Raw genomic sequence first — 25,931 nt, 5'->3', positions numbered from 1 at the left:
TTTATTATTTATAACTTCTTACCGTAGGTTGTATTTCTTCAAAAACCAGCGGCTCTTTGATCAGCTCAGGTTCTTGGTTTTCTCCTGTCCATGCCCATGCTGAGATGAACTGATATTCGGCATCATTTCTCAGTGCTTCACCATCCGGTGTTTGGAATTCTTCCCTGAAATGGGCACCACAGGATTCATTCCGGGTTAAAGCATCATAGCACATCAGTTCCCCGATCTCGAAATAATCAGCTACACGGCCGGCTTTTTCAAGTTCCGAATTCATTTTATCTCCCTGTCCTGAAACCCTGACATTGCTGTAAAATTCCTGCTTCAATTTCCTGATTTCTCCGATGGCATATTTCAGGCCTTCTTCATTCCTGGCCAGCCCACAGTAATCATACAACAGTTTTCCCAAGGTCTTATGAAAATAATCAACGGTTTTGGTCCCTTTAATGTCCATAAAACCCTGAATCTGCTGTTTTACATTATTTTCAGCGGTGTCAAACTCCGGGGCATCTGGTGAAATCTTTCCGGTGTGAATCTCCTCAGCCAAATAATTGGCAATTGTATAAGGTGCGATAAAATAACCATCTACGGAAGCCTGCAATAATGAATTTGCTCCTAATCTGTTGGCTCCGTGATCTGCAAAATTAGCCTCTCCCAAAGCGAAAAGTCCGGGAATAGTAGTCATCAGTTCATAATCTACCCAGAGCCCGCCCATCGAAAAGTGGGCAGAAGGGGAGATCATCATTGGTTCATTATAGGCGTCGTATCCTGTGATTTTAAGATACATGTCGAATAAATTTCCGTATTTCTCCTGTATTTTTTCCTTTCCCTGTTCTCTGATCGCTTTGGAAAAATCGAGATAAACAGCATTTTTAAAGGTCCGATTCCGAAACCTGCATCAATTCTTTCTTTGGCGGCACGCGAAGAAATATCCCTTGGGGCAAGATTTCCAAAGGCAGGGTACCTGCGTTCCAGATAATAATCTCTTTCTTCTTCCGGGATATCATTGGGCGGTCTGGTTTCATCTGCTTTTGAAGGAACCCAGATTCTTCCGTCATTACGCAATGATTCTGACATCAGGGTTAATTTAGACTGATAATCTCCCGACTGCGGAAGGGAAGTAGGGTGCACCTGGATCCAGCTCGGGGAAGCCATTAATGCTCCTTTTTTGTGAGCACGCCAGATGGCGGAACCGTTACATCCCATCGCCAGGGTGGAGAGGTAGTAAATTTTTCCATAACCTCCGGTTGCCAGAACCACTGCATGGGCTGCATGTCTTTCAATTTCTCCGGTGTCAAGATTTCTTACGATAATGCCTCTTGCTTTACCATCAATGATAACGAGATCAAGCATTTCATGCCTGGAATACAGCTGTACACTTCCTTTACCGACCTGCCTCATCAACGCCTGATATGCGCCCAAGAGCAGTTGCTGTCCAGTCTGTCCCCTAGCGTAAAACGTCCGGCTTACCTGAACCCCTCCGAAAGAACGGTTGTTAAGATAACCTCCGTATTCACGTCCGAAGGGAACTCCCTGTGCTACAGCCTGGTCGATGAGGTTTAAAGAACATTCTGCCATACGGTAAACATTGGCTTCACGGGCTCTGAAATCCCCGCCTTTTAAAGTATCTGCAAACATCCGGTAGACACTGTCGCCGTCATTTTTGTAATTTTTAGCAGCATTCACACCACCTTGTGCGGCTACAGAGTGGGCTCTCCTCGGACTGTCCTGGAAGCAGAATGATTTTACATTGTAGCCCATTTCTCCCAGCGAAGCTGCAACAGAGCTTCCTGCCAGCCCAGTTCCTACGACAATAACGTCCAGCTTTTTACGGTTGGCGGGATTGACGAGTCTGGCTTTCTTTTTATAGTTGTCCCATTTTTGCTCTAACGGGCCTTCAGGGATTTTTGAATTTAAGATCATGACTTTTTTATTTAATTGGCAGTAAAGAATACATAAACGGGCATCATTGCGAAACCGGTACTGATGATCACCGAATAAACAATGCCGGCGGTTTTGAACCATTGCACAAATTTAGGATGGTATAATCCCAATGTCCTCGTAGCACTGTAGATCCCGTGAATCAGGTGATAGCATAATGCAACCATTGAAATCACATAAATAATGACATACCACCATTCTTTGAAGACGGTTACCACAAGAATATACAGGTCTTTATTTCCGTTACTGTCCAGTGGAGGATTCCCGAATTTGTACACATACCAGAAATTCTGAAAGTGAATCACCAGAAAGATCAGGATCAGTGTGCCGAGAATTCCCATGTTTCTGGAAGTCCATGTGCTGGCTCTCCCTCGTCTTTCCGACTGATAATTGCCTCCCGATTTTTTATTTTTTAAAGTAATGATAAGTCCGTCCGCATTTTCATCAAGTTTCAATTCCTGTCCGTAATTTTTCAGGAATTCAAGACCGAACATCGGGGTAATGGTTTGTCTCGGATTGGAATTTACCCGGAAATTGGTATCCAGATATTCATACCGGCATGAGAGTTCAAAAGCGCTGAGGTTTTTATGATTGATCTCGTATCTCAGATTGGGAAGGAAATAGGCTCCCCGGATCAGGTATTGATCAGGATTTTCAGGTCTCAGTTCCGGATTTATGCTGTTGTACAATACATGATTGGTTGCCTGTTTGGCTTCCAGCTGCATATCCAGGCTCCATTTCGGATCAAACTGGATTAATGAGCTCAGGTCAATTCCCACTGCGTATACTTTTTTACTAAAAACTTCGCCAATACCGCCATTCAGGCCGACATTGAAATTGTATTTTTTTGACAGTCCGAAAACCAGTCTTGTAGAATACTGTTTGCCATTGTCGTTATCATTAATCTGATTTTTCCCGTTTCCATTAACGACTGAAACGGCATACTGAAATGGTATTTTCCCCAGCTGAAGCTGTCCGGTTGCAGAAAGCCCGATCTGGAAGCTCGTCCAGCCCAGTTTTCCAAATTCTGTATACTGATTGGACCAGTCCAGAGACTTGATGATGTCTATAGGATAAGTTTCTTCAATACCGAACCACGGTCTGAACTGCCCCACGGTGAAGGCAAGTTTAGGGTTGAATGTGTATTTCAGATAGGCATTCTCAAGGACCCTGCTTTTAGGATCATTTTTAAAATCGGCAAGATTGGCAAGGGCTACGACTTCCGTTCTTTTACTGATCTGCGCGCGTACCTGAACCCTCATGTATTTAAGCATAAAATTATTGCTGGTCCCTGATCCGTCTGCGTGATGAAGCCCGTTTACATCTACATCTTTTGCCATTCCCACGAGATAGCGTGCCTGGAAAAGGCCTTTGATCTGCAGTACAGGATATTTTACATTGTCTTCTTCCTGTGGAGGAGGTGTGGTCTTCAGAGAATCCTGATTTTGTGCATAAGCAGATAACCCGCAGGCCAGCATGCAAAGGATCAGGCTTTTCTTTTAATTGAAAAAAAGGCCATATCTATTTTTGTTTTTTACTGTGAATATTATTCTAACCACAACTTATTAACCTCCTGTCAAATCTTTGATTTGATACCACTTTGAATGATTTGAATAGCTTCGCGTTTAATCATAATCCGGGCATATTCAGAGTGTTAATTTGCCAGGTGTAAGAATGGTTGTGGTGTGAAATATCTATTTTAATCCTAAGAAAGTGAACGGTACAGATTCTTTGAAATTCGCATTGGATTTCCCGTTGTAAGTGTTATTATTACTCAGATCCAGTTTCATTACTTTGCCTTTGGAGCTAAGATCAAAATCTTTAAGATCTACCCAAAAGGTATTTGGCGTAAAAACCGTTTCAAAATAATATACAAGGTTTTTCTGATCAGAAACAGAACGCCATCTTGTTGACGAAATATTGGGTTCTGTGGCAGAAGTGATTCCGTAAGGAACAGAACAGTTTCTGATGACGCTGAAAACACTCGCTATTGCTGTACGGGTATCTGCAGTCTGAGGAATTGCATTGATGTAGTAAGAAGCCCGAACGAAACGGTCTGCAGCCCGGTTTGTTCCCGGAAGCATCACGGTTCCCGGAATCCCTTTCCAGTAATTGTTTAACGCTAGCTGTTCCTCAAAAACAGGAGAGTTGGTCATTACCGTATAAGATGGGTCATGATGAATAACCAGTTTACCGTCAATATATTCAAATACTGCATTATCTCCTGAAGCATCCGAAATGGAAAGATGGACGGTTGTAAATCTTTCTGTTCCCGGAATATAATCACTTACAATAACGAATGGCTCTTTTCGTGAGAATTCCACAGCTTCCTTTACTGTAGCAAAATTATCAAGATAATATTGTGCCCATAATGAAATTGCAATTCCCTTTTACTTCCTTTACCATCAAATTTTGGATATTGGGATTCTCCCAGCCAAAGAAGGTTGGCAACTAATCCTTTTTCGTTCATGCCGTCGGCTGAAGTAATATCCCAGGAAGAACTTACAAGACTTCCATATTTTGCAGTCCATTTTACAGATTTCGGACCTACCAATCCGTTGCGGTCTATTCCTTTGGGTAAAACCCATAAGTTACCAGGGATTTCATCACGCCAATCCATAGAGCGGGCTGTAATAACGGTATTTTGTGGCCCTTTGTAAACTACCCTTGTACATGCTTCTGATGGATTCCATAATCCTACGGAAAGGATAAGGGAAAATAAAATTAATGGGAACTTTTTCATAATAGTATTATTTGAATTTAAATTTTGTATTGAATTTATTGAGAATAATTCAATTAATTTTTGTTATATTCATTATTTGGTGATATAAATTTAATGAATTTTATTTGATTAAAATAATTATTTTAAGTGCCATATAGGATTCATGGGATGAATCATAATTGAAAAATTAAATTTGCATTTTTTTAAAATTTTCAGTATATTTTAAAGTAAAGCCTTGATTAATATCGAAAACAAGTGCCTAAAGCTGAAATGCAGTTAAATTTATAGGATTATAGTGTTGTAAGGGTTTAATGATTTAATACCACAAAGCAACATGGCGGTAAAAAAATCGTTATATTTGATAGATCAAAGAAATATATGAATTTTGTAGAGTGTCATGAGGAACCCATCCATATTCCTGGGTATATACAAAGTTTTGGATACCTGATTGGCATTGATGCAGAATCTCATTCCATCACTTTTTTCAGCCGGAATATTACGGATATATTCGGAATCGAAAATGCGGAACAGCTTTTTGAAAAAAACCTCATGGACTTTCCTGAGATCTTCCGTCCTGTTATTGAATCCGATCTGTACACTTCTCTGAACAGCTTTACAAAAAGAGAAAATGAAACCCATTTCGATAAGGTGTTTCTTGGCGAAAAGGAATATCATTTTTCTGTTTTCAGAAGCGGAAAGCATATTTTTCTGGAATTTGAAATGGTGTTGGAAAACCGTAATAAACGGATTTCTAATAAATATGACAATTTCTATGTCATAGATAACGAACAGGAGCTTTGGGATCAATTGCTGAGTACACTTTCTAAAATTGTGAATTATGACCGGATGATGGTTTATAAATTTATGATGGACGGTTCAGGAAAGGTGATTGCAGAAAAAAGAGATGACAATATGGAGAGCTATCTGGGACTTCATTATCCTGAATCTGATATTCCAAGACAGGCCAGAGCGCTTTATTTAAAGAAAAGAAAGAGAATATTCAGTAACGTATATGATGAAACAGTTCCGCTTATGAGCCGTTCTGAAGAAAACATAGACCTTACTTTTGTGGCTTCCCGCGGAATGTCTCCCATCCATGGGCAGTATATTAAAAATTCCGGGGCCACTTCAAGCTTCAGCATATCCATTATTATTGATGATCACCTTTGGGGATTAGTTACCTGCCAGAATTCGGAGTTTAAGCATATTGACCTTGAAGATAGGGTGCAGGCGGGGATTTTTACGGCTTTGGCTTCCAATGCCTATTCTTCTTTCAAATCTAAAAACGAACTGAAATACCGTCTGGAGCTGAATGAAAAAGCATCTCAGCTGAAATCGGAATTTTTAAAACATAATAATCTTTTCGACTCTCTTGCGGATAATAAGGGAAAAATACGAAAACTACCTGAATCAGATGGTCTCGCTATTATTTCTGAAGGAAACATAGTGAGCGTAGGGGTTGTTCCGGATTATGATATTATTGACGACATTGCCCATTGGGCCCTTGAGAACACTTCGGAAAGTATTTTTGTAAGCCGTAGTTTCCTGAAAGATTACGGACAGGAATTGAAACTTGATGAAAATGCGGCCGGAATCATTATTTACTTTATTGAAAGAAGTAAAAAAGAAATGCTGATCTGGTTCCGCAAAGAGTTTGACGAACACATCAACTGGGCGGGAAATCCTGCAAAGAAAGTAGAGGTGTTTTTCCAGAATGGTGAAGAGAAACAAATGGTTTCGCCAAGGACTTCTTTCCATATTTTTACTGAAAATATCAAAGGAAATTCAAAAAGATGGAACTCCAGAGATATCAGTGCAGTACAGGCTGTCCGTGATGTGATACTCGAAACCTCTCACAAACAGTATAATGCCATTAAGGCACTGAATAATGAGCTGAGAAAAGTAAATGAAGAGCTCGACAGTTTTTCATACACGATTTCACATGATTTAGGGACTCCTCTTACTGTGATGAAGCTGAATGCACAGATGCTGCTGGCTAATTTCGAAAAAACGGAAAAGAACAAAAATAAACTGACCTCCATTGTTGAAGAAATCGACAATATGGCAGAAATGATGCATGATGTGCTACAGCTCAGCCGTGCCAAACACAGCGAAATAGAGCTGGAACGTCTTCAGCCTCTGAATATGATCCGGAAGATTTCGGAAAATGCTAAAATTACTTTTGATACTCCAAAAACTATAGTTGATATCAATGAATGTCCTGATGTACTTGCAGATAAAACGATGCTTAACCAGGTTTTTTTGAATGTCATTAATAATGCGGTAAAATATACTTCCCATCAGGACGAACCCAAAGTGGAAATCTGGGGAACTGTGGAAAGCGAATCTGTTGTATACAGGATTTCAGACAATGGTATCGGAATTCCTGAGCAGGAAAAACATAAAATGTTCAAAATCTTTAACAGGATGGATAATGCCAAAACTTTTAAAGGAAACGGAGTAGGATTGTCCATTGTGCACAGAATTATGACACGTATCGGAGGAAATGTGGATTATGAAAGCAATAAAGAGGGAACTTGTTTTATTTTAACGTTTAAAAAACCGTAAATTTGAGAAACTTTAAAACCTTATTTTATGGTATCAGAGTATCTTAAACAAAATACGGCGGAATATCACTATGCTGCGGAGAAACTTTTTAATTCTGAAAAAATTTTTAATAAAACCTTCACATTAGAAGATTATAAAAAAATCATCAATACCAACTATCTGATGCTTCTTCACAGTGAAGACAAAATATTCAGAAGTCTTTCTGATAAATATTCGGAAAAACTTCAGCTGAACAACAGAAAGAAGCTTTCCCTTATTGAAAAAGATCTTGAAAGTCTTTCCCTGGAAAATCAGCCGGCTTCCCATCATCTTGAATTTGACAATGAGCATGAAGCTTTGGGCGCCATGTACGTGATCGAAGGTTCTACTTTAGGGGAAATGTGATCGCCAAACAGCTTTCTAAAACAGAAGGTTTTGATGAGGTCACTTTCAATTTCTTCGGATGCTATCAGGAAAATACAGGTCCCATGTGGAAGAATTTCAAAGAGGTTCTGGATACTGAAGTTACCGAGGAAAACTATAACGAAGTCCTTTCCGGAGCGAAAAAACTATATACGTTTTTACTGAACGTCAATTAATTTCACCGAAGCCCAATTAAATTCCTGAAAAATTGCTCACTTTTTCAGGAATTGTTAAATTTGGGCGTTTCAATTTTTAGACTCAACTAAAAAATAATTTAAAAAAAGTATACAATATGAAAGTAACTGTAGTAGGTGCAGGCGCTGTAGGAGCAAGCTGTGCAGAATACATCGCAATGAAAAACTTCTGTTCAGAAGTGGTTTTGGTAGACATTAAAGAAGGGTTTGCTGAAGGTAAAGCAATGGATTTGATGCAGACAGCATCACTCAACGGATTTGATACAAAAATTACCGGAACAACAGGAGATTACAGCAAAACTGCAGGTTCTCACGTAGCAGTAATTACTTCAGGTATCCCAAGAAAACCTGGAATGACAAGAGAAGAGCTGATCGGCATCAATGCAGGAATTGTAAAAGACGTTACTGCAAACCTTGTAAAACATTCTCCGGACGTGATCATCATCGTAGTTTCCAACCCAATGGATACTATGGCTTATTTAGTACACAAAACTTCAGGTCTTCCTAAGCACAAAATCATCGGAATGGGTGGTGCACTGGATTCTGCAAGATTCAAATACAGATTGGCTGAAGCATTGGAAAGCCCGATTTCTGACGTAGACGGTATGGTAATCGCTGCTCACAGTGATACCGGAATGCTTCCATTATTAAGCAAAGCTACAAGAAATGGTGTTCCTGTAACTGAATTCTTAAGTGACGAGCAGCAAAAGTACGTTATTGAAGAAACTAAAGTAGGAGGTGCTACATTAACTAAATTATTAGGAACTTCAGCTTGGTATGCACCAGGTGCAGCAGTTTCTGTAATGGTTCAGGCCATCGCTTGTGATCAGAAAAAATGATCCCTTGCTCTTTGATGCTTGAAGGAGAATACGGACAAAATGATATCTGTTTAGGGGTTCCGGCTATTATCGGAGCAAATGGAGTAGAAAAAATCGTCAACGTAACATTAACTGCAGATGAGCAGTTGAAGTTTGCTGAAGCGGCTAGTGCAGTAAGAGAGGTAAACGGAGATCTTAAGTTTTAATTGATTTAAGCTTTAAATAAAAAGACTCAGCGCGGCCGAAGGCCGCGCTGAGTCTTTTTATACCTGTTTCATCTATTTTGAAAATTTCAATATTTAAGGAAGTATTTACTGGTAATTCAGGCTGGAAATGATCATTATCAATTATGCCAAATATTTGTGTTTTAAATATAATTGAAAGTGTAGAGTTGTGTAAGGAGTCAATAAGTTTCGGCGCGGCCGGAGGCCGCGCCGAAACTTATTGACATTAATTTGTTTGGAAATGAGGTTATAGTTTATATGTTTCTCTCCACTTAAAAATAGGTTTGAAAACATTGTAGGAATAATTTTGTCTTGCGATACCAATATCGAATCCTGAACCGATTACTACATTTAATACATCCTGATCACTATCATAAACATTGCTGTTCAAAAATGTTTTAACAGCTTCTTTAATGATGGGATCGTTCTCCATGTGGCCGTTGTACTGCTGTTTCTTATCAGTTTTAATAGATATGGTATAGACAATTTGTTTGTTCCCAGAAAAGGAATTCATTGATATGGATGCCCTTAAAACATGATCTTGCTCTGAAACTTTTTCATAAACCGGAAGTAGTTTTTTGAGGTCACTGTTGCTGTTGTAACTATAAATTGATGTTGCAATTACAAGTAAAAGAAGACCGCCTGTGATGTAGAATGGCAGCTTCTTTGGTTGAGGCATCATGGTAACTGTACGGTTTCTGTGATCCTGAACAACATATGTTTTTGCCACAATATCATGCAGAGATTGCCTTGTTTCTTTATTGAAAATATAAAACACGATAATTCCCAGGCCTAAATTAAAAATAATCATCGATTGGATAATATTAACTACTGAGAATGTTGCTGTTCCTGTAATTTTAAATCCATTCAGAAAAAATGGAGCTGTAAGAATTAAGGCTCTGATAAATGATGTTTTTAAGCTAACCGTTTTTCCATCAATATCTGTGACCTGGATTTTCATTATTTTTTTACCGATAGTTTGTCCATTGTTTAGCCTGGAATTCAAAATTGAAAAATAGGCCAGAGAAATAAACCATCCTATTAATTTGGCTTCTTCGCCTAGAGAAATAAAGAAATTTTCGAAGACTGAACCCAATATAAATCCAAAAATTCCAAGAATAAGAGAATCGATTAATAAGGCCCAAACTCTTGGCCAGAATTTGGATAAGAATAAATTGTTTTCCATCGTTTATAATTTTTTAGTGGTCCCGAAATTAATGAATTTAAATTACTGTTTAAGCCTAAGCCTTGATTTTTAAGTGGAATGTGCTAATAAAAAATCTGAAACTCAACGATGTTTTTCCATAAACTCTCTCACTGCATCCACAAACTCCCTGTTTTTCTCATAATATAAAAGATGTCCGCCATCAATAACAACAACCTTTTGATCCGGAAAACGGAATGTTTTATAATGCAGGGTTCCTACGGCTTTATCCATTTTTCCGGTGATTACGAGGACCGGAACATGAATGTCTTTTGTGATTGGTGCATAATCAGCATAGTATTCAGGGAACTCTTTGGGTTTTGAAATCACGGCCATGCCAAAATCTATAATTCTTGGGTGAAGAGAATCTATTTTATCGGTTTGTCTGATGGTTTCAATATCTTCTGTAAGAAATTTATACCCGATTCTTTTCTTTCTTAAGGCTGCACTTACTTTTGATAGTTCAGTAGATAGGCTGTCCCTGGGAACCGGTTTATTCTGCAGTTGGAGAAGGCTGTTTCCGTATTCTATCTGTTCTTTCAGCGTTTCATCGTTGAGGAAATGAAGGGTGACATTAGCCAGAATTAATCCTTTTGTATGCTGAGGATATTTTTTGGCATAATTTACCGCTATAATTCCTCCGAAAGAATGAGCCAGCAGAAAAACCCTATCAAGCTTCAGATGCTTTCTTAATTCTTCGATGTCCCGAACCATCGCGTCCATATGGTAATTATCTGAAGTTCCGGAACTGCCTGATCCCCGTTGGTCCATATAGATCATCTGCATGTTTTTCTCAAGATTATTTCCGCCTAAAAGTTCAAAGGAAGGAAATCCCTGTCCCGGACCTCCGGGAACATAGATGCAGGCTGTTCCTTTTCCCGAAATCTTATAGTTGATTTTCACATGATCGGAAGTTTCAAAAAAGTATCCTTACCGCTGACCTGTGCCGAAACGGAAATGATGGAGATCACGAAGAAAATAAATAATGGAATTGTTTTCATATACTAATAACAAGTGAAAAGGCAAGTTTATTACTCAAAAAACTGTTTTCAGATTTTAAAAGAAAATGATTGAAAAAGGCAGACCCAATGACGGATCTGCCTTATATTGTCGTTGATGAATTGTATTAATTGATAAATACCACAACATTATTTCCTAAATAATTCCATGTAGCTGTAATACCGGTTGGAGTATTACCGCTGAAAGCTCCATGGTGGCTGTCAACATACCCGCAGTCTCTTCCAAGGTGGATCATTTCACCATTTGAAAAAGTAAGGCGTAATGATTGCCATGATGTAGGAGAGGTAATAACAGCTGGAATAGTAACTCCTGCAGACACATTATAAGTCTGGCTGGGGATAAATATTGCATCTGAGATTACTTTCCATTCATTGATGGCAGGGGTTACCAGATGGCTGTTATTGTATTGTGAATAAACTACAGTAGATGACGGCGGTAAAGCTGTTGCAGAATTTCCTTCTACAATAGGCTGGCAGTCCATGGGATAACTGTTGTCATTAGTGCCGATGAGGTTATAGGTAACACTCTGTGTCGAAAAATTATAAATGGTCATGCTTCCTATCTGGGCATATGCGAAGGTTCCGATTAATAATAAAAGGAATAGGGAAATATTTTTCATATTGATTATAAATTAAGCTTTAAGGTTATAGAGAATAATTAGTGTAATGATTCTGGAAAATTTCCATGGCCCATAATATGATTTTGGTTTTGTCACCATGGGTAGCCTCTTCAATTTGTTTATCTTTTATGCCTGTAGACTTTATAAGAGATTTTGCTGCAGGAAGAAGGGCTTCTTTTCTCTTTTCGCTTAATTGTGGAAACTGATATTCAGTGCTTTGTTTCTCATCACTCATAGGAAGATTTTTAGAAGTATTCATGGTGGTGATCGCACGTTTGAAATTCTGAACAGCTTCTGTTCTTTGATTTTCCTGAGTTACAGTCGGAATACTTTCATTATTGCACGACGTCAGGAATAAGCTGCATGCAATAGCAAACAAGAATGTTTTTTTCATAGTAATTAATTTTGTTTAGTTCGATAAATATATAAAAAATAAACAGTATTTCAATTATATGTGATAAAAATACTTATTATTTTTAAATTTGATTATTAAAATTAATCAATAATGCTTATTCGTTGTTTAGGGTGTAAAATGATCTGTTGGCGAAGTTTCACTGCTTAAATGAAGACAATATTTTAAATTTATATATAAAAAAAAGAGCGGTCTTAACCACTCTCATTATTTAATAATTACCTGAAATAACTTTGGATCCAGCCTTATTGATTCATCACATTAAAGGCACCTTCTGAGCCTGTAAAAAAGTTATTGTACAAGACTTCTGTATTGCCTACACGGACCTCGTAGGTGTCGTTGATAAGGCCGTTGACAAGACTGTCTGCTACCTCTGAAGGCGGAATACCATTCTCTTTTCCTCCGATTTCTGCCGAAAAATCTGTATTGACAAGAGGAGGCATCAGTTCAAATACTTTAACGGCAGTATTTTTAGCCAGTTCATACCTCAATAATTGAGTATAGGAATGAAGGGCTGCTTTTGAATCGGAATATGTCGGAATGTGTGAACCCGGAACGAATGCAACAATAGAAGAAACGTTAACTACTGCGGCATTTTCCTGATTTTTCAGTAAGGGTAGAAGTTTTTCAGTGAGACGTATTGGAGCGAAATAATTCGTTTCAAATTCAGCAGAAGCCTTGCTGTAAGTGTCTGAATTGTCGGAAAGCGTGTAAGTATAAGCGTGCCCTGCATTGTTGATGAGAATATTAAGATCCCCAAAGTTCACTTTAATTTCTTCTACCAGGGAATTTACATCCTCTTCACTGGTGATATCAGCCTGAATAGTAAAGACGTTTTCAAGACCATTTGCTGCGGCATCGAGTTTTTCTTTATTTCTTCCTGCAATAATAATTTTGTTGTCTTTGTTCAGCGTTTTTGCAATGGCTAGTCCGATTCCTGAGCCTCCTCCGGTAATCAAAATGGTGTTGTTGGTAATGTTCATGACATTTTTTAGGTATTAAATTAATAGTATTTTATATTGTACTAAATGGTACAAAATTGATTAAAAAATTTTAATTGATTATTTTAAGATTGATTTCAATAATGCCTTTAAGGATTTCCGGGAAGTCTCCATCCTTCTTGTGACATGGATTCCGTTCCATAAATTGCTTAGATGCCAACCTATAATTTCAGGATCTTCTGTACTGGAAATTTGTCCGTTTTTTTGTGCATTTCTTACAGTTTCTGCAAACAGACCCTGTAATTTTTTCAACAGCTGAGCGGTAATATTTTTTATTTTTTGATCTTTTTCTGAAAGTTGCACCAAGGCATTTCCTAAATAACAGCCTCGTCCCTTATCACAATCTGAAGCATCGGAAAGACTTAAAAAAAACTGTCTGATGAATTGTATTTTGTTTTCAGAAGCAGAGATACTGTCCGAAAGTTTTTGGTAGAAATGATCTGCAAACTGGGTAATAGAACGGATGTAAAGTTCCTGCTTTCCTCCTTTGAATGCCAGGTAAAAACTGCCTTTTCCTATGCCCATTGCACAAAGCAACTCTTCAGCCGAAGCCGTATCAAACCCCTTTTCGCTGAAAACTTCAGTCGCTTTAGCTATTGCTTGCTGTTCGTCGAATATTTTAGGTCTGCCTGCCATAGGAATTAATTGATGAAGCAAAGATAGATAATTGTACCATTTGGTACAAAATTAAAATATCAATAGCTTTTATAGTGTACGTCGATTATTTATAAATCCAGGGTCATAAATACAGCAGTTTCGTCAGTATCGTCATAAAGTCTCGTATTCAGTCCGGTAATACTGAAGCCCAGCCTCCTGTAAAACTGTATGGCAGGATAGTTGGTGTTCTGTGTTTCCAGTTCAATGATCCTGCAGTTTAAACTTCGGGCTTTCCGGACGGCATTTTTAATCAGTTGAACTCCGGCTCCCTGTCTCCTTAAATTTTCACTGACCAGAATATTCTCTATATAAAAGCTGTTGTTCCATTTCCTATGTTCACAAATGATCCAGCCGGATAATTTTTCATCCTCAAAAACTCCAAAAGAATGCCCTTTCTCAATGATTTCATTAAGTTCTTTAATTTCATCTGAACTGGTTTCCCAGACCTTAGTGTAGGGTATTGATTTTTCTTTCATTATAAATTCAAAAGAACCCGAAAATTCAACGGCAGAAACAGCAAGTATCTTATCCGTGGTGTAGCCGTTCATTCCCCAATCTAAGCTGGGATTGTTATTAAGTTTTTCTAGTTTTTTTATTTCCATGGAAACAAGACTGTTATTTCGGGTTATTGAATTTCTGTGCAGATTTCTACCAGATAATTGTTGGGATCTTTAATATACGCTACCTTCTGTCCCCAGGGTTTTACTGAAATATTCTCATACAAAACCGCTCCGTTTTTAATAACTTTTTCCAAAAGATCTTCAACACTATCAGTTGTGAATCCCAGTTCGATTCCGAAGGGTTTTTCTGCAGATTGAGAAGATAGAAACCCCTGTTTTATATTGGAGTTGGCAAGAGCTGCCGAAGCAAAAGAAAGACTGGTTTCTCCTGTAAGCAATTCTCCATAATCCTTTTCAGGAGTAATGAATTTTACAGGAATGTTAAAAGTGTTCTGGTAAAAAGCCATAGATTTTTCTACATCTTCAACGTACAGGATGACATATTTGAATTTGATCATATTTGATTTTACTTTTTGTTTAAAATATATTCTTCATCCATCATCAGCACCGGATGAGGATCATTGAAAGGATAATACTCCATTCCTCCAAAAAAACCGAAATGAAACGGATATTTCTGATTCAGTTGATTGATTTTTTTCCAAATGAGTTGATGGCGACTTGTTGAACTGTATTCTCCGTCTGCCTGCCGTTGGTAAAAAGACCATCAGATTACAATGATTATCAAAATCGCGGTCAAAATAATAAAGCACATGGATATTCTCTTCTATACATATTTCAATCAAATCATTGATGAAATCTTTTTTATGGGCTGAAGGGAGATTAAAGTCAATCCGTATGGAAAAATTTTCAGCGTTATTCTTTTTAAAACCTGAGCCTGTGAGCTGGATGAAGCGATATTCTATATTTTCAAATTTTTTCTGTTCAGGGGTGAAATTTACAGTTGATTTCGCCTCGAAAGAAGTGTTTAACGAAACAGCATTTTCATCAATCAATAATTTTTCTATTTCTGAAACCAACTGAAAATGATAATCGAAAAGCTGATAATCGCCTATGGAAATCATGAATTGGTGGCCATTGACCTTAATATTAATATAGGAGCCGCTGAATCTGAGGTGAAGTTCTTTTAGCTTATTTACAAAATTTTCAGGATGATCGACAGAAATTTTGGCTACAAGCTCTGCCGGATTGTTGGCATGACCTCCTAATCCTTGAGAAAATTTAAAAAATTGAAAACTGTATAGGTTTTCAGGAAATTTAAAATACCAGTATACACCTAATATCATTACCGCACTCGTTGGTTTAATGGATTGTCATCAAATTTAAATAAAATTTCACACTCCAAAACTTTCAAAACCCGTAAATTTGTCGTCAACAAAAATTTACCAGATGCTTAGGAAAATTTCAATTGCGGCAGCTGCCCTTTTGTCCGTAATGACAATCAATGCTCAGAAGAACAAAAACTCTCAGTTAGAAAGACCCAAATTGGTCGTAGGATTGGTGGTAGACCAGATGAGGTGGGATTACCTGTACCGTTTTTACAATAAATACGGGAATGATGGCTTCAAAAGATTATTGAATACAGGATATTCTTTAAATAATGTTCATATCAACTACGTACCTACCATTACAGCTTTGGGACATACCTGCATCTATACAGGTTCAGTGCCTGCCATTCACGGTATTGCAGGAAACGACTGGACAGATAAAGAAACCGGAAAAAACGTTTACTGTACAACAGATGAAAGCGTGCAGCCGGTAGGAACATCGAATACGAAAACAGGAAGCCACTCTCCTAAAAACCTTTGGTCTACAACCGTAACGGATGAACTAAGACTGGCAACCAATTTCCAGGGAAAAGTGATCGGGGTTTCATTAAAAGACAGAGCTTCTATCCTTCCTGCAGGCCATACACCGAATGGTGCTTTCTGGTTTGATGACAGCACAGGAAACTTCATTACGAGTACATGGTATATGAATGACCTGCCTCAGTGGGTGAAATCTTTCAATTCGCAGAACCTTCCTGAGAAACTAGTGGCAAATGGCTGGAATACATTACTTCCTATTAATCAGTATACAGAAAGCTCACCGGATAATTCTTCATGGGAAGGACTACTGGGAAGCGCCAAAACGCCGGTTTTCCCTTACAGCAATTTAGCACAGGATTATCAGGCTAAAAAAGATAATATCCGTTATACTCCTTTTGGTAATACATTGACACTGAAATTAGCAGAAGCTTCTGTAGAAGGAGAAAAATTAGGAGGAGACCAGATAACTGACTTTTTAGCGATTAATTTAGCCTCTACAGATTATGCAGGCCATAAATTCGGACCGAACTCTATTGAGGTAGAAGATGTTTATCTGAGACTTGACCAGGATCTGGCAGAATTTTTCAACTATCTGGATTCAAAAGTAGGAAAAGGAGAATATACTGTTTTTCTTTCTGCTGACCATGGCGGGGCACATTCAGTAGGATTCCTGAAAGAACATAAAATTGCGACAGGATTCTTTGGAGAAGGAATGGAAAAAGATATCAATCAGAAGCTGAAAGATAAATTCGGAGTGGATAAACTGATCAATGCCGTAGACAATTACCAGATCTATTTTGACAGAAAACTGATGCAGGACAATAAAATTGAACTGGATGATCTGAGAGACTTCACGATCAAAGAACTCCAGAAAGATCCTACTGTTTTATATGCAGTATCTGTGGATGAAGTTCAGGAAGCGACCATTCCGGAACCGATCAAACAGAGAATTATTAATGGGATCAACAGGCAGAGAAGTGGTGATATCCAGTTGGTTTCTCACGACTCAATGCTTCCTCCGTATTCCAAGACAGGAACTACGCATAGCGTATGGAATTCTTATGACTCACACATTCCTCTGATCTTTATGGGCTGGGGAATTCAGAAAGGAGAAAGTAACAAACCTTATAATATGACCGATATTGCTCCTACCGTTTCATCACTACTGAAAATCCAGTTCCCGAGCGGAAACATAGGAAACCCAATTACAGAAGCCATTGGAAAATAAAAATTACAAAAAAGCATTCCGCAAGGAATGCTTTTTTATTTTCACTTTTAACTTCACGATCTGATCAGTTTCTGAATCTCTTTCCTGTACTTCAGGTTCTCTCTTCTGATCCTGAAAATTAAAGAAAGCAACAAAGCGATGATAAGAATGCTGACCCCTCCGATAATTGCCATCAGATAGTTATAGTGATTCTTCATTGTACTGCTTTTTTTGAGTGTTTCCAGGTTATGATCGTTGATTGAATGATTAATAGAGCTTAGCTCATTCTGTTCCCTCTGAAAACGCATCTCAAAATATTTTTTACTGTAATTCTGATAAAGATCCGGTTTTCCTAAGGCCAGATAGTTGTCAGACATTTCTTTGTAAATCCCTTCATTCAGGATAAGGTCGCCGGTGTTTTTGCTGAGATCTTCAGCTTTTATCAGCAGCTGAAGAGCCGTTTCATTCTCATTCTTTTGTTTGTGCATTTCAGCCATTCCTTTTAATGCAAATGCTTCCAGACTTTTGGCTTTATTTTTCCGGGCATATTCTGCGGACCTGAGAAATGCCTGGTGGGCTTTTTCAAGCTGAGACAGATTAAGGTAACAATAACCGATATTATAGTAAACCACACTCATGTTGGAATAGGTTGTCTGCTTATGCTTTATCTTTTCAAAATTCCGAATGGAGATCAGGAACTTTTCCAGGGCAATTTCCGGGTTCGACTGGCTTTTGTAAATCATTCCGCGGATGGCGTAGCTTCTGGCTGTTTCAATATGCTTTTCAGGCAGGTCATCGGGCAGTTTGGCAAGAAGCGGCTCTGCTTCGTTAAGGGTTTCAAGGCTTTTATTGAAAAGTTCCATCTGCTGGTACTGTATGGCGGCGGAAATCAGGACGCTGGTACGGATCTTCAGGTCATTGGTTTTTTGTGCTGTTTCTTTAGCTTTTAAAAGATAGAGCAGGGACTGGTCAAAATCCCTTTTGGCAATATTGGCTGTAGAAAGCAGCTGATAAATGCCGATTTTCTTATGAACGTCATGTTCCTTCCCAAGAAGATCCTTGGCAATTCTGATGGCATTATCCGGATTATCGTAAATCTCAAGGCGGGCTTTTTTCATCAGGGTATCAAACGGGACATTCTGCCCGTAAACTGAAATGTTAAAGCATAAAAGAATGACCGGAATGATTTTTAATATAACTTTCATAACGTTCTGCTTTTACTGATTTCCTGGATATAAACATTAGGAGACATTCCGGTCACCGATTTAAAAATTGTGGTAAAGGCACTGTGTGAAGAGAACCCTGAATATTCTGCCAGATAACTGACCTTATAGTTAAGATAAACAGGATCCGTTCTCAGCAGGAGGGCAATGTGGTTAATCCTTAATTCATTAATATACCCGTTGAAATTTTTCCCTTTACTGTTGTTGATCACCTCGGAAAGATATTTTGTATTGACACCCATTTGTGAAGACAGCATGGAGAGTGTCATGTTTTTGTCAAGATAACGTTGCTGTTTTTCCCATTCTTCCAGTTTCTGCAGAATTTCATCTTCCTTTTCCTTGGAGATCTTATTAAGGTCTTTTTCATTGCTTTTACTGATAGCCGGTGCTTCCTTTATAGTATCCGGAATACTTTTTTGTGCAGTCAGTTCCTGCTGCTTCTGTTTTTCAAAAAAATCGAATTGTTTCTTAAGGTCTTTATGACTGCTTTTCAGGATCAGAAAGCAGATCAGAAGTCCTGTAATGATAACCAGGGCTCCTGTAGAAAGCCAGATTAAATTTTTCACTTGCTTTTGCTTTTGAAATTCCAGATTATTGTTCTGATTGGTTTCTACAAGTTTTACAATATAGCGTATCCCTTCTTTCGTATTTGAATCTGATTTCGTCCGGAGCTCACTGTAAAGTTTATTGTACTGATGATACTTTTCATCATTACGAAGAGCAAAATAGTTCTTGGATAACGATTCATAGATTTTTGCTTTTAAGCTGTTATAAGGAATGTTTTCTATCCTGGAAAGACCTTTTTCAAGCATTTCAACAGCAGTATGATAATCTTCCTTTAAAAAATAATACCGTGACAGGTTTTCATAAGCAAATGCCTGGAGAAACGGGTAATTTTTATTCTTTTCAGCTACCGTAAGTGTGTTTTCCAGAATATGTCTGGCTTCTTCCGGTTTATTTTGTTTCATCAGATAAGAAGCTCTGAAGATCCTGTTCTCCATCTTCAGGATTAGGTTTTCATGATTATTAAAGCTGAGGTAATGGTTACTTTTGTTGAGGTTTTCCAGGGCATTGTCGTAGCTCCTGTTGATCCCGAAGTTAATAGCCTGAAGCTGGTAAAGCTTGCCTGTAATGACATTCAGCCGGGGATTGTCACCTTTTAAGAGCTTATGATCGGATAAAAGACTGGTGATGATCTGTTGCGACTGGTGGTAAAGGTCCAGATTCTGATATTGATCAGCCAGATTATAATCACCGGCAATCTGAAGAAAATAAGACAGCTTTTCCTTTTCCCTTGAGTCTTCCTTCTGACTGTAGATATTCACAGACTGCACATAATCTCCCTTCATGGCATAGGCCTGGGAAATAATATTTTGCAGCACAATCCTATGTTCCGGATTCAGATCACTGATCAACAGGCTCTGGGAATAGTTGATGCATTCATCCGGATTCTGATATAATTTCTGAAAAGCTTTGTCTGCCAGAATACTGAAATCCGGCCCCGATTGTCCTTTGACAAAAACTAAGCCCAGAATAATGAGCAGAAACCTGATACCCTGAAGCAAAGCATTCCGGCAGAATAATGATTTTTTTTGTTTTTTTCTTACAGCTTCTTGATGATCTGTCCTCAAAGTAGATGTTTGTTATATGGTTGTATTTTAGTGTTTTACGTTTTTTACTCTTTTAAATTTCACGAATTATGCAAGTCAAAATCTTTTAAAAAGGTAAATATAATATTAATATTGTTTAAGCCAATTCAAAATATTAAACTTAAATAATTATGGAAAAAATTTACAACATCTCAATGAAAGCTTTATATACTTGCTTTCTGTTTGGATTTGCAATAACCAATGCGCAGCTTACTGTAATGGCATTGGGAAATTATACAGTTGGCGGTATTTCGGATGGTGGAATTGTCAGCATGCACACAAGTGCCGGTCAGATCTATAAGTGGGATGAGCTGAATGGTTTGGTTCAGATAGGCTCTATATCCAACGGATATCCCGCTGCCGGAAGAACGCTGATCACAGCTGACGGAACTAAAATAGGTTCTTCTATCACCAATACCGCAACTGGTTTTAATGAAATCTCAACCTATAATACGACTGCCAACACATGGACGAATCTCGGCGGACTGGTTCCTGCAGGCTGGGACGGCCATGTAAGCTCTACCTGGGGAATGACTTCTGATGGCAATACGATTGTAGGCCTGGGATGGCTTACTGCCGGAACCGCCCATGCCGTAAAATGGAATGCTGCAAGCGGAGTAACCGATCTTGGCAGCACGGTTCCCAACAGAAGCTCCAGAGCCAATGCCATTAATGATGATGGATCTGTGATTGTCGGCTGGCAGGACCAGGATACGGGATTCAGAAGCGGTGCGAAATGGGTGAACGGAGTAGAAAGCTTTATTACAGATACCAACGGCAATTACGTGGGCGAAGCTGGAGATGTTTCAGCTGACGGAACTACAATCATAGGTTCCGCAATGCCTAATCCATATGTTTGGAACAGCGTAAACGGCCTTAACTACATAACCCATCCAAATTCCTCAGCCTTCTTCAGAGGGGGAGCAACCGGAATTTCTGCCGACGGTAAAAAAGTAGTCGGATTTTTCAGAGCTTTTGGTGCGCCCCCGATGTCCGGAGAAGGCTTTATATGGACTGAGGCAGGAGGAAGGGTGAACCTGAATGATTATGCGGTAAGCATGGGAATCAACACCCAGGGAGTTAATATGGGACTTCCCTTAGCTATTTCAAGGGATGGAAAAAGGATTGCGGGAATGGGAACCAATGCCTCCAACCAGATGGTTGCTTTTTTTCTGGATCTTTCAAAAACACTGCTTTCAACCCATGAAAGTGCGCAACACAACAATACTGTATCCATTTATCCGAATCCTGTAAAAGATATTCTTCATATCAAAGGAATCAGCAGGATTGATAAAGCGGAAATTTATAATATGGTCGGTCAGAAAGTAAAAACAGATAATGCTGTGGAAAACAGAATAGATGTTTCTTCCTTATCAAAAGGAGATTATATTCTGCAGATTTTCGTGAAGGGGGAAACTTCACAAAGCTTTAAATTTATCAGACAGTAAAATAAAATTAGACCCACTTAGAGGCTTGACCAAAAAACTCGCAGAATTTCTGCGAGTTTTGTTTGTATGAAAATTATTCTTCATCTTCCAGGGTATCCTCATCTTCTTCATCTTCGTACTGCTCCAGATAATAAGTGAAGCTGAACCCTTCCGTTTCATCTTCTGCATCTTCAAGAGTTGTCAGAAGATCCTCAAAGATCTCCAGCTGATCGACCGTCATATTCACAAATTCAATGTGGAGCGGTAACTCCAGTTCTCCGGTAATCACATCGGAAAGAGCATCAAGATTATCTCCAAAATATTCAGGAAGGGCTATTTTTTCCTTTAATTGGGCATAAAAATCTTCATAATCTCCGATGTCGGTAAAATCGATATATATTGTCTTCATATTTTCTTTTTATTATTTAAGGTCTGTTCGCAATGACATTCAATCACTGTTTCTCAAAGCTCTTGTAATGGTTTTTAGTCAGGTAAACGTCCCCATTCCGGGTGAATATAATCCGGTCTGCATTCCGGTTTCCACAGTGGTAATTAACATCAGCTTCGTAATACTTTTCTCCCTGGGGAAGCTGATTTTCCCTGTTCCCGAATTTATCTCCGCCAATGGCTCTGCCTGGAAGCACTTCGCAGAGATTTCCCTTTGAAGCATTCCAGCCTAGTTTTCTTGCTTCATTTTTAGTGATATAATAATCAGGAAGCCTGTGATTCTGCTTTACATAATTAATGACCGTTTTCTCTTCTGTCAACTGATCAACGGATTGTGGAGAAGGGTTTCCGTTCGTATTTTGAGAACCTGAAGCACTTCCATAGCTGGTAATTTCTGTATTGGCGGTCTGTGCATTTTCTTTTTTGCCGGCAATAAAATTGTTGTAAATGTACATTGCAGACATTCCGAAAAGAAGCCCCAGGCAAATAAAAAAGACCGATCTTATTTTACCATTCATATAAAACTTATCCTTTATAATTTAAAACTAATCATTTCTCCATTCCTCAGGAATATCACAAACCGGAATAGGGTCTATCTTGTGTCTTGCCGCTTTATGCATTCTGTCAAAGATTAAAAATACCTCTTTGTCACGGCCTTCATAATCATCCGCAGTCTTGGTTCCGTATTCTTTCTGGATTTTTTCCAGTTCCGGATAAGTTGCGCCAATTTGCTGCTCATCCGTTCTGTCCACATCCCAAAGCCCGTCTGTAGGAATGGCTTCCTGAATGTTTTTCACCAGGTTTAAAGCTCTTGCAAGTGTATATACTTCCGTTTTGTAAAGATCTGCGATAGGGGAAACATCTACACCGCCATCGCCGTATTTTGTATAAAACCCGATCCCGAAATCCTCTACTTTATTTCCTGTTCCGCACACCAGAAGGCTGTTGATCTGCCCGTAATAGTAAAGGGTGAGCATTCTCAAACGTGCCCTGGTATTGGCGAAAGCCAGCTTTTCATTAGGATACAGATCATCCTTTACATCAAATGTTCTGTAAAGCTCCTCAAAAGCAGGCGTAAGGTTTACAGATAAGGTTTCTACATTGGAAAACCTTGATTTCAGGTTATTCATATGTTCCCAGGCACGGTTTACCTGATCCGGTTTCTGACGGATCGGCATTTCGATAAGAAGAGTTTTCAGTCCGGTCATGGCCGCAAGGGTAGAAACCACTCCGGAATCCACACCTCCTGATACGCCAATTACATAGCCTTTTACGTTAGCTTTTACGGCATAATCTTTTAGCCAGTTTACAATATGATCTATTACTTTCTGAGTCTGCATTTATTTATTTTTTAGTCTATTTCAAATTATTCAGGGTACTTTATTGCCTGTTTTACGTTTTTAAAATCTGTCTTTTACCACTTTCAGGGTTCAAGATGAAAGGAATTTCAAAATTACAGGTTTTTTTGTAATCAAACTTAAGATAATAATTTTCAATTCTGAAGATTCTTAGGTAAGCTTAAATACTGTTTTGATCTTTATTTCTTTTCCTATTTTGTTTTAAATATTCTGTTGAAGATATTTTTCGCGGCTGAGCTCATACCAGTTACAGATGCCATCAGGTTCTGTGAATTCACCGGTTTTTTCAAAGCCTAACTTATTTAAAATATGATTGGAACCTGCATTTTCCGAATGGGCATGGGCATAGATAACTTCCGCCTTCATCTGATGAAAACCCAGTTCCAGGGATGCTTTCGCAGCTTCCAGGGCATACCCTTTTCCCCATGATTCAGGCAGGTAACGGTAACCGAGATCAAGTACATTTTTATAACCGTTGATTTCTTCGGTCAGTAATTTCAGCCCGCTCCAGCCGATCAGGAGTCCGGTTTCCTTTTCAATTACAGCCAGCCTTCCTGTACCGTTTTCTTCATATTGCTTCTGAATCATTCGGATGACATTTAATGACTGGCTCTGTTCCGTAAGCACAGGAACTCCAATATATTTCATGACTTCAGGGTCCGAATCAAGCAGAAACATACGTTCTGCATCCGTTTCTTCAAGTTTTCTCAGGATTAATCTTTCTGTTTCTAGTTTCATAGTTTAGGTTACTGTTCAAATCCGAAAATAGTGACATCGGTTTTTGTCCCCTTCTTAATATCAGCTTCCTTCATAGGATTTCCACCTACATTCAGTGTTTGAAGGGCCGGATTTCCGGAAATATCAAGTTTCGGGATCTTATTATGTTCGACGTTTAATTTTCTTAAATTTTTAAGCGGAGTGATATCAATTGTTTTTAACTGATTTAAAGATAATGTTAATTGGTCAATTTTTGGAGTTTCCTTTAATGAAAAGGTTTGCAGAAGATTATTATCCAGATATAAAGAAGCAAGGCTTTTAAGACCTTCCGCCTTGAAAGAAACCATCTTGCATCCCGTACATGAAAACAGTTCAAGATGTGGCAAACCGGTAAGAGAAACATTGGAAATAGGGTTGTCATCAAACACGATCATCTTCGCATTGCTGAAAAGGAGCACATCATCCGCCGCAGTAATGCCTTTCTGAACAAGGAACAGATTGGTAACCATATCAGCTTCCAGCTTTTCCAGTGAGCCGTTTTTGTTGACATCAAAATTTTCGAGAGCCGCTTTTTCAAAGTTCTGATCCTTAAAATTAAGTTTTTGGGCACAGAACAGAGAAAATCCTGAAATAATAAGGCTTAAGGTTGCAAATATTTTAATTTTCATCATTGATTGTGTTTTAAATCCTTATTTTTGTTCACTTAAATTTCATGTAAAAATAATGAAGATTTTTAGAATTATTGCGCTTTCTTCCATTTTAGTTCTCGCTTTGGATTCCTGTAAAAAAGAACCGGACAACCAATGGAAAGTAGAAGTAAAAACTCCTGCTGAAAAAGTTGAGGTAACGGATATTTCCAAAGAATTTTATGACCAGAATATTCCTTTGGATCAGTTTAAGGCTAAATTTCCATGGTTCCAGGGGACGGTTTCCGATGCTGATTTTGGAAAAAGAAGGACGGATGCTGAAGAAATAAAGATTTACAAAGAAGCTGCCGGTAAAATAGATCAGGCAAAGCTTCAGAAAGAGCTTCAGGATTTGTTCTCTCATATCAAATATTATTTTCCTCAATTTAAAAGTCCTAAGGTTTACCTTTTCTCATCGGCACTTCAGATGGTTCAGGATCCTATTTTTTACGATCCGAAAGGAAACCTTCTTTTTATCGATATCACCGGATTTATGGGGGATGGAAATGCCAATTACAAAGGGTTGGAGCTATATTTTCAAAAATCAATGAATCCTCAGAATATTGTTCCCAAAGTATCTCAGATCTTTGCTGAAAATATCGTGACAGAATCCCCGGATCATCAGAAATTTATTGATAAAATTATCCTGAACGGAAAAATCATGATGCTCCAGGACGCATTTCTTCCCGATACGCCCGATTATCTGAAAATGAACTATACCAAAAAGCAGTACGACTGGGCTGTTGCCAATGAAGCCAATATCTGGAACTATTTTGTGGAAAGCAACCTGATTTTCGGGGATGATCCAAGGCTGGTGGAACGCTTTATTTCTCCCGGACCTTTTTCAAAATTCTATACGGAAATCGACAATGAGTCTTCACCCCAGATCGGAATCTTTACGGGCTGGCAAATTTGTAAAGCCTATTTCAGACAGAAACCGGAAACAAAACTGGTTGATTTTTTAAAGCTGGATGCTACCAGTATCTTCAATGAAGCGGTATATAAACCTAAAACACCGTAATAGTTAAAATAAATGATAACTTTCAAAGCCATTTGAAAGTTATTTTTTTTAATTTAATACCCCGTTTCGGGATGAAGAAACTCCGCAGAAA

The 25,931-nt window shown here is 38.4% G+C and carries 22 protein-coding genes and 5 pseudogenes; 7 read left to right on the top strand and 20 right to left on the bottom strand.

Annotation, left to right across the window (positions count from 1 at the left end):
* Positions 1-4: 4 nt before the first annotated feature.
* The 4 pseudogenes from N4G44_RS15295 to N4G44_RS15280 form a co-directional block, all read right to left on the bottom strand.
* Positions 5-1,920, bottom strand: a pseudogene (locus N4G44_RS15295) (fumarate reductase/succinate dehydrogenase flavoprotein subunit).
* 11 nt (positions 1,921-1,931) lie between these two features.
* Positions 1,932-2,372 (bottom strand): annotated as a pseudogene (locus N4G44_RS15290) (succinate dehydrogenase cytochrome b subunit); the annotation flags it as partial.
* Between the two features lie 483 nt (positions 2,373-2,855).
* Positions 2,856-3,212 (bottom strand): annotated as a pseudogene (locus tag N4G44_RS15285) (porin); the annotation flags it as partial.
* A 420-nt stretch (positions 3,213-3,632) separates the two neighbouring features.
* A pseudogene (locus tag N4G44_RS15280) lies at positions 3,633-4,681 on the bottom strand (linear amide C-N hydrolase).
* A 357-nt stretch (positions 4,682-5,038) separates the two neighbouring features.
* Between N4G44_RS15280 and N4G44_RS15275 the strand changes: the two are divergent.
* From N4G44_RS15275 to N4G44_RS15260, 4 genes and pseudogenes are all read left to right on the top strand, one after another.
* Complete coding sequence (locus N4G44_RS15275; RefSeq protein ID WP_474928135.1) at positions 5,039-7,228, top strand: ATP-binding protein; 2,190 nt, start codon at positions 5,039-5,041, stop codon at positions 7,226-7,228.
* Positions 7,229-7,255: 27 nt separating this feature from the next.
* The gene (locus N4G44_RS15270) at positions 7,256-7,612 is read left to right on the top strand and encodes a hypothetical protein (protein WP_474928133.1); all 357 of its coding nucleotides are present in this window, start codon (positions 7,256-7,258) and stop codon (positions 7,610-7,612) included.
* Positions 7,609-7,806 (top strand): hypothetical protein, encoded by a 198-nt coding sequence (locus tag N4G44_RS15265; protein WP_474928131.1) that lies wholly within the window; start codon positions 7,609-7,611, stop codon positions 7,804-7,806. The genes N4G44_RS15270 and N4G44_RS15265 overlap by 4 nt, the downstream gene beginning before the upstream one ends.
* Before the next feature lie 116 nt (positions 7,807-7,922).
* A pseudogene (locus N4G44_RS15260) lies at positions 7,923-8,848 on the top strand (malate dehydrogenase).
* 265 nt (positions 8,849-9,113) lie between these two features.
* Here N4G44_RS15260 and N4G44_RS15255 read toward each other — a convergent pair.
* From N4G44_RS15255 to N4G44_RS15215, 9 genes are all read right to left on the bottom strand, one after another.
* A complete protein-coding gene (locus N4G44_RS15255; RefSeq protein WP_474928128.1) occupies positions 9,114-10,052 on the bottom strand; it encodes an RDD family protein in 939 nt (312 codons plus the stop codon).
* A gap of 102 nt (positions 10,053-10,154) precedes the next feature.
* Positions 10,155-10,973 (bottom strand): alpha/beta fold hydrolase, encoded by an 819-nt coding sequence (locus tag N4G44_RS15250; protein WP_474928126.1) that lies wholly within the window; start codon positions 10,971-10,973, stop codon positions 10,155-10,157.
* A 223-nt stretch (positions 10,974-11,196) separates the two neighbouring features.
* Positions 11,197-11,709, bottom strand: a complete 513-nt coding sequence (locus N4G44_RS15245; protein WP_474928124.1) for a hypothetical protein — start codon at positions 11,707-11,709, stop codon at positions 11,197-11,199.
* Positions 11,710-11,734: 25 nt separating this feature from the next.
* A complete protein-coding gene (locus N4G44_RS15240; protein ID WP_474928122.1) occupies positions 11,735-12,103 on the bottom strand; it encodes a hypothetical protein in 369 nt (122 codons plus the stop codon).
* Positions 12,104-12,366: 263 nt separating this feature from the next.
* Positions 12,367-13,104: an SDR family oxidoreductase gene (locus N4G44_RS15235; protein WP_474928120.1), complete on the bottom strand. Its 738-nt coding sequence runs from the start codon at positions 13,102-13,104 to the stop codon at positions 12,367-12,369.
* 78 nt (positions 13,105-13,182) lie between these two features.
* Positions 13,183-13,779: a TetR/AcrR family transcriptional regulator gene (locus N4G44_RS15230; protein WP_474928118.1), complete on the bottom strand. Its 597-nt coding sequence runs from the start codon at positions 13,777-13,779 to the stop codon at positions 13,183-13,185.
* Between the two features lie 68 nt (positions 13,780-13,847).
* Positions 13,848-14,381, bottom strand: coding sequence for a GNAT family N-acetyltransferase (locus N4G44_RS15225; protein WP_474928116.1), 534 nt, complete (start codon positions 14,379-14,381; stop codon positions 13,848-13,850).
* Between the two features lie 23 nt (positions 14,382-14,404).
* Positions 14,405-14,797 carry a VOC family protein gene (locus N4G44_RS15220; RefSeq protein WP_474928114.1) on the bottom strand — a complete coding sequence of 131 codons (393 nt, stop codon included), beginning with the start codon at positions 14,795-14,797 and terminating at the stop codon, positions 14,405-14,407.
* A gap of 60 nt (positions 14,798-14,857) precedes the next feature.
* Positions 14,858-15,583, bottom strand: coding sequence for a hypothetical protein (locus N4G44_RS15215; RefSeq protein ID WP_474928112.1), 726 nt, complete (start codon positions 15,581-15,583; stop codon positions 14,858-14,860).
* 103 nt (positions 15,584-15,686) lie between these two features.
* Between N4G44_RS15215 and pafA the strand changes: the two genes are divergently transcribed.
* Positions 15,687-17,333, top strand: a complete 1,647-nt coding sequence (pafA, locus tag N4G44_RS15210; RefSeq protein WP_474928111.1) for an alkaline phosphatase PafA — start codon at positions 15,687-15,689, stop codon at positions 17,331-17,333.
* Positions 17,334-17,386: 53 nt separating this feature from the next.
* On the opposite strand, the gene N4G44_RS15205 is transcribed toward pafA, so the two are convergent.
* Together N4G44_RS15205 and N4G44_RS15200 are read right to left on the bottom strand one after the other, a co-directional pair.
* Positions 17,387-18,517, bottom strand: a complete 1,131-nt coding sequence (locus N4G44_RS15205) for a tetratricopeptide repeat protein (RefSeq protein WP_474928109.1) — start codon at positions 18,515-18,517, stop codon at positions 17,387-17,389.
* Positions 18,514-20,166 (bottom strand): helix-turn-helix domain-containing protein, encoded by a 1,653-nt coding sequence (locus tag N4G44_RS15200; RefSeq protein WP_474928107.1) that lies wholly within the window; start codon positions 20,164-20,166, stop codon positions 18,514-18,516. The genes N4G44_RS15205 and N4G44_RS15200 overlap by 4 nt, the downstream gene beginning before the upstream one ends.
* Before the next feature lie 149 nt (positions 20,167-20,315).
* Here N4G44_RS15200 and N4G44_RS15195 point away from each other — a divergent pair, with 149 nt between their 5' ends.
* Positions 20,316-21,632, top strand: coding sequence for a T9SS type A sorting domain-containing protein (locus tag N4G44_RS15195; RefSeq protein WP_474928106.1), 1,317 nt, complete (start codon positions 20,316-20,318; stop codon positions 21,630-21,632).
* 73 nt (positions 21,633-21,705) lie between these two features.
* On the opposite strand, the gene N4G44_RS15190 is transcribed toward N4G44_RS15195, so the two are convergent.
* The 5 genes from N4G44_RS15190 to N4G44_RS15170 form a co-directional block, all read right to left on the bottom strand.
* Positions 21,706-22,020, bottom strand: coding sequence for a barstar family protein (locus tag N4G44_RS15190; RefSeq protein WP_474928104.1), 315 nt, complete (start codon positions 22,018-22,020; stop codon positions 21,706-21,708).
* Positions 22,021-22,063: 43 nt separating this feature from the next.
* The gene (locus tag N4G44_RS15185; RefSeq protein WP_474928101.1) at positions 22,064-22,576 is read right to left on the bottom strand and encodes a ribonuclease domain-containing protein; all 513 of its coding nucleotides are present in this window, start codon (positions 22,574-22,576) and stop codon (positions 22,064-22,066) included.
* Between the two features lie 27 nt (positions 22,577-22,603).
* On the bottom strand, positions 22,604-23,398 hold the full coding sequence (gene nadE, locus N4G44_RS15180) for an NAD(+) synthase (protein WP_474928098.1): 795 nt from the start codon (positions 23,396-23,398) through the stop codon (positions 22,604-22,606).
* 219 nt (positions 23,399-23,617) lie between these two features.
* Positions 23,618-24,154 carry a GNAT family N-acetyltransferase gene (locus N4G44_RS15175; protein ID WP_474928097.1) on the bottom strand — a complete coding sequence of 179 codons (537 nt, stop codon included), beginning with the start codon at positions 24,152-24,154 and terminating at the stop codon, positions 23,618-23,620.
* Between the two features lie 8 nt (positions 24,155-24,162).
* Positions 24,163-24,804, bottom strand: a complete 642-nt coding sequence (locus N4G44_RS15170; protein ID WP_474928095.1) for a leucine-rich repeat domain-containing protein — start codon at positions 24,802-24,804, stop codon at positions 24,163-24,165.
* 52 nt (positions 24,805-24,856) lie between these two features.
* On the opposite strand from N4G44_RS15170, the gene gldB reads away from it, so the two are divergent.
* Positions 24,857-25,840: a gliding motility lipoprotein GldB gene (gldB, locus tag N4G44_RS15165; RefSeq protein ID WP_474928093.1), complete on the top strand. Its 984-nt coding sequence runs from the start codon at positions 24,857-24,859 to the stop codon at positions 25,838-25,840.
* The last annotated feature ends 91 nt before the right edge of the window (positions 25,841-25,931 follow it).

This window comes from Chryseobacterium sp. GTID13 (genome assembly GCF_056172655.1).
Note: the sequence above shows the minus strand (reverse complement) of the source record. Positions and strands in the feature narration are given on the sequence as shown.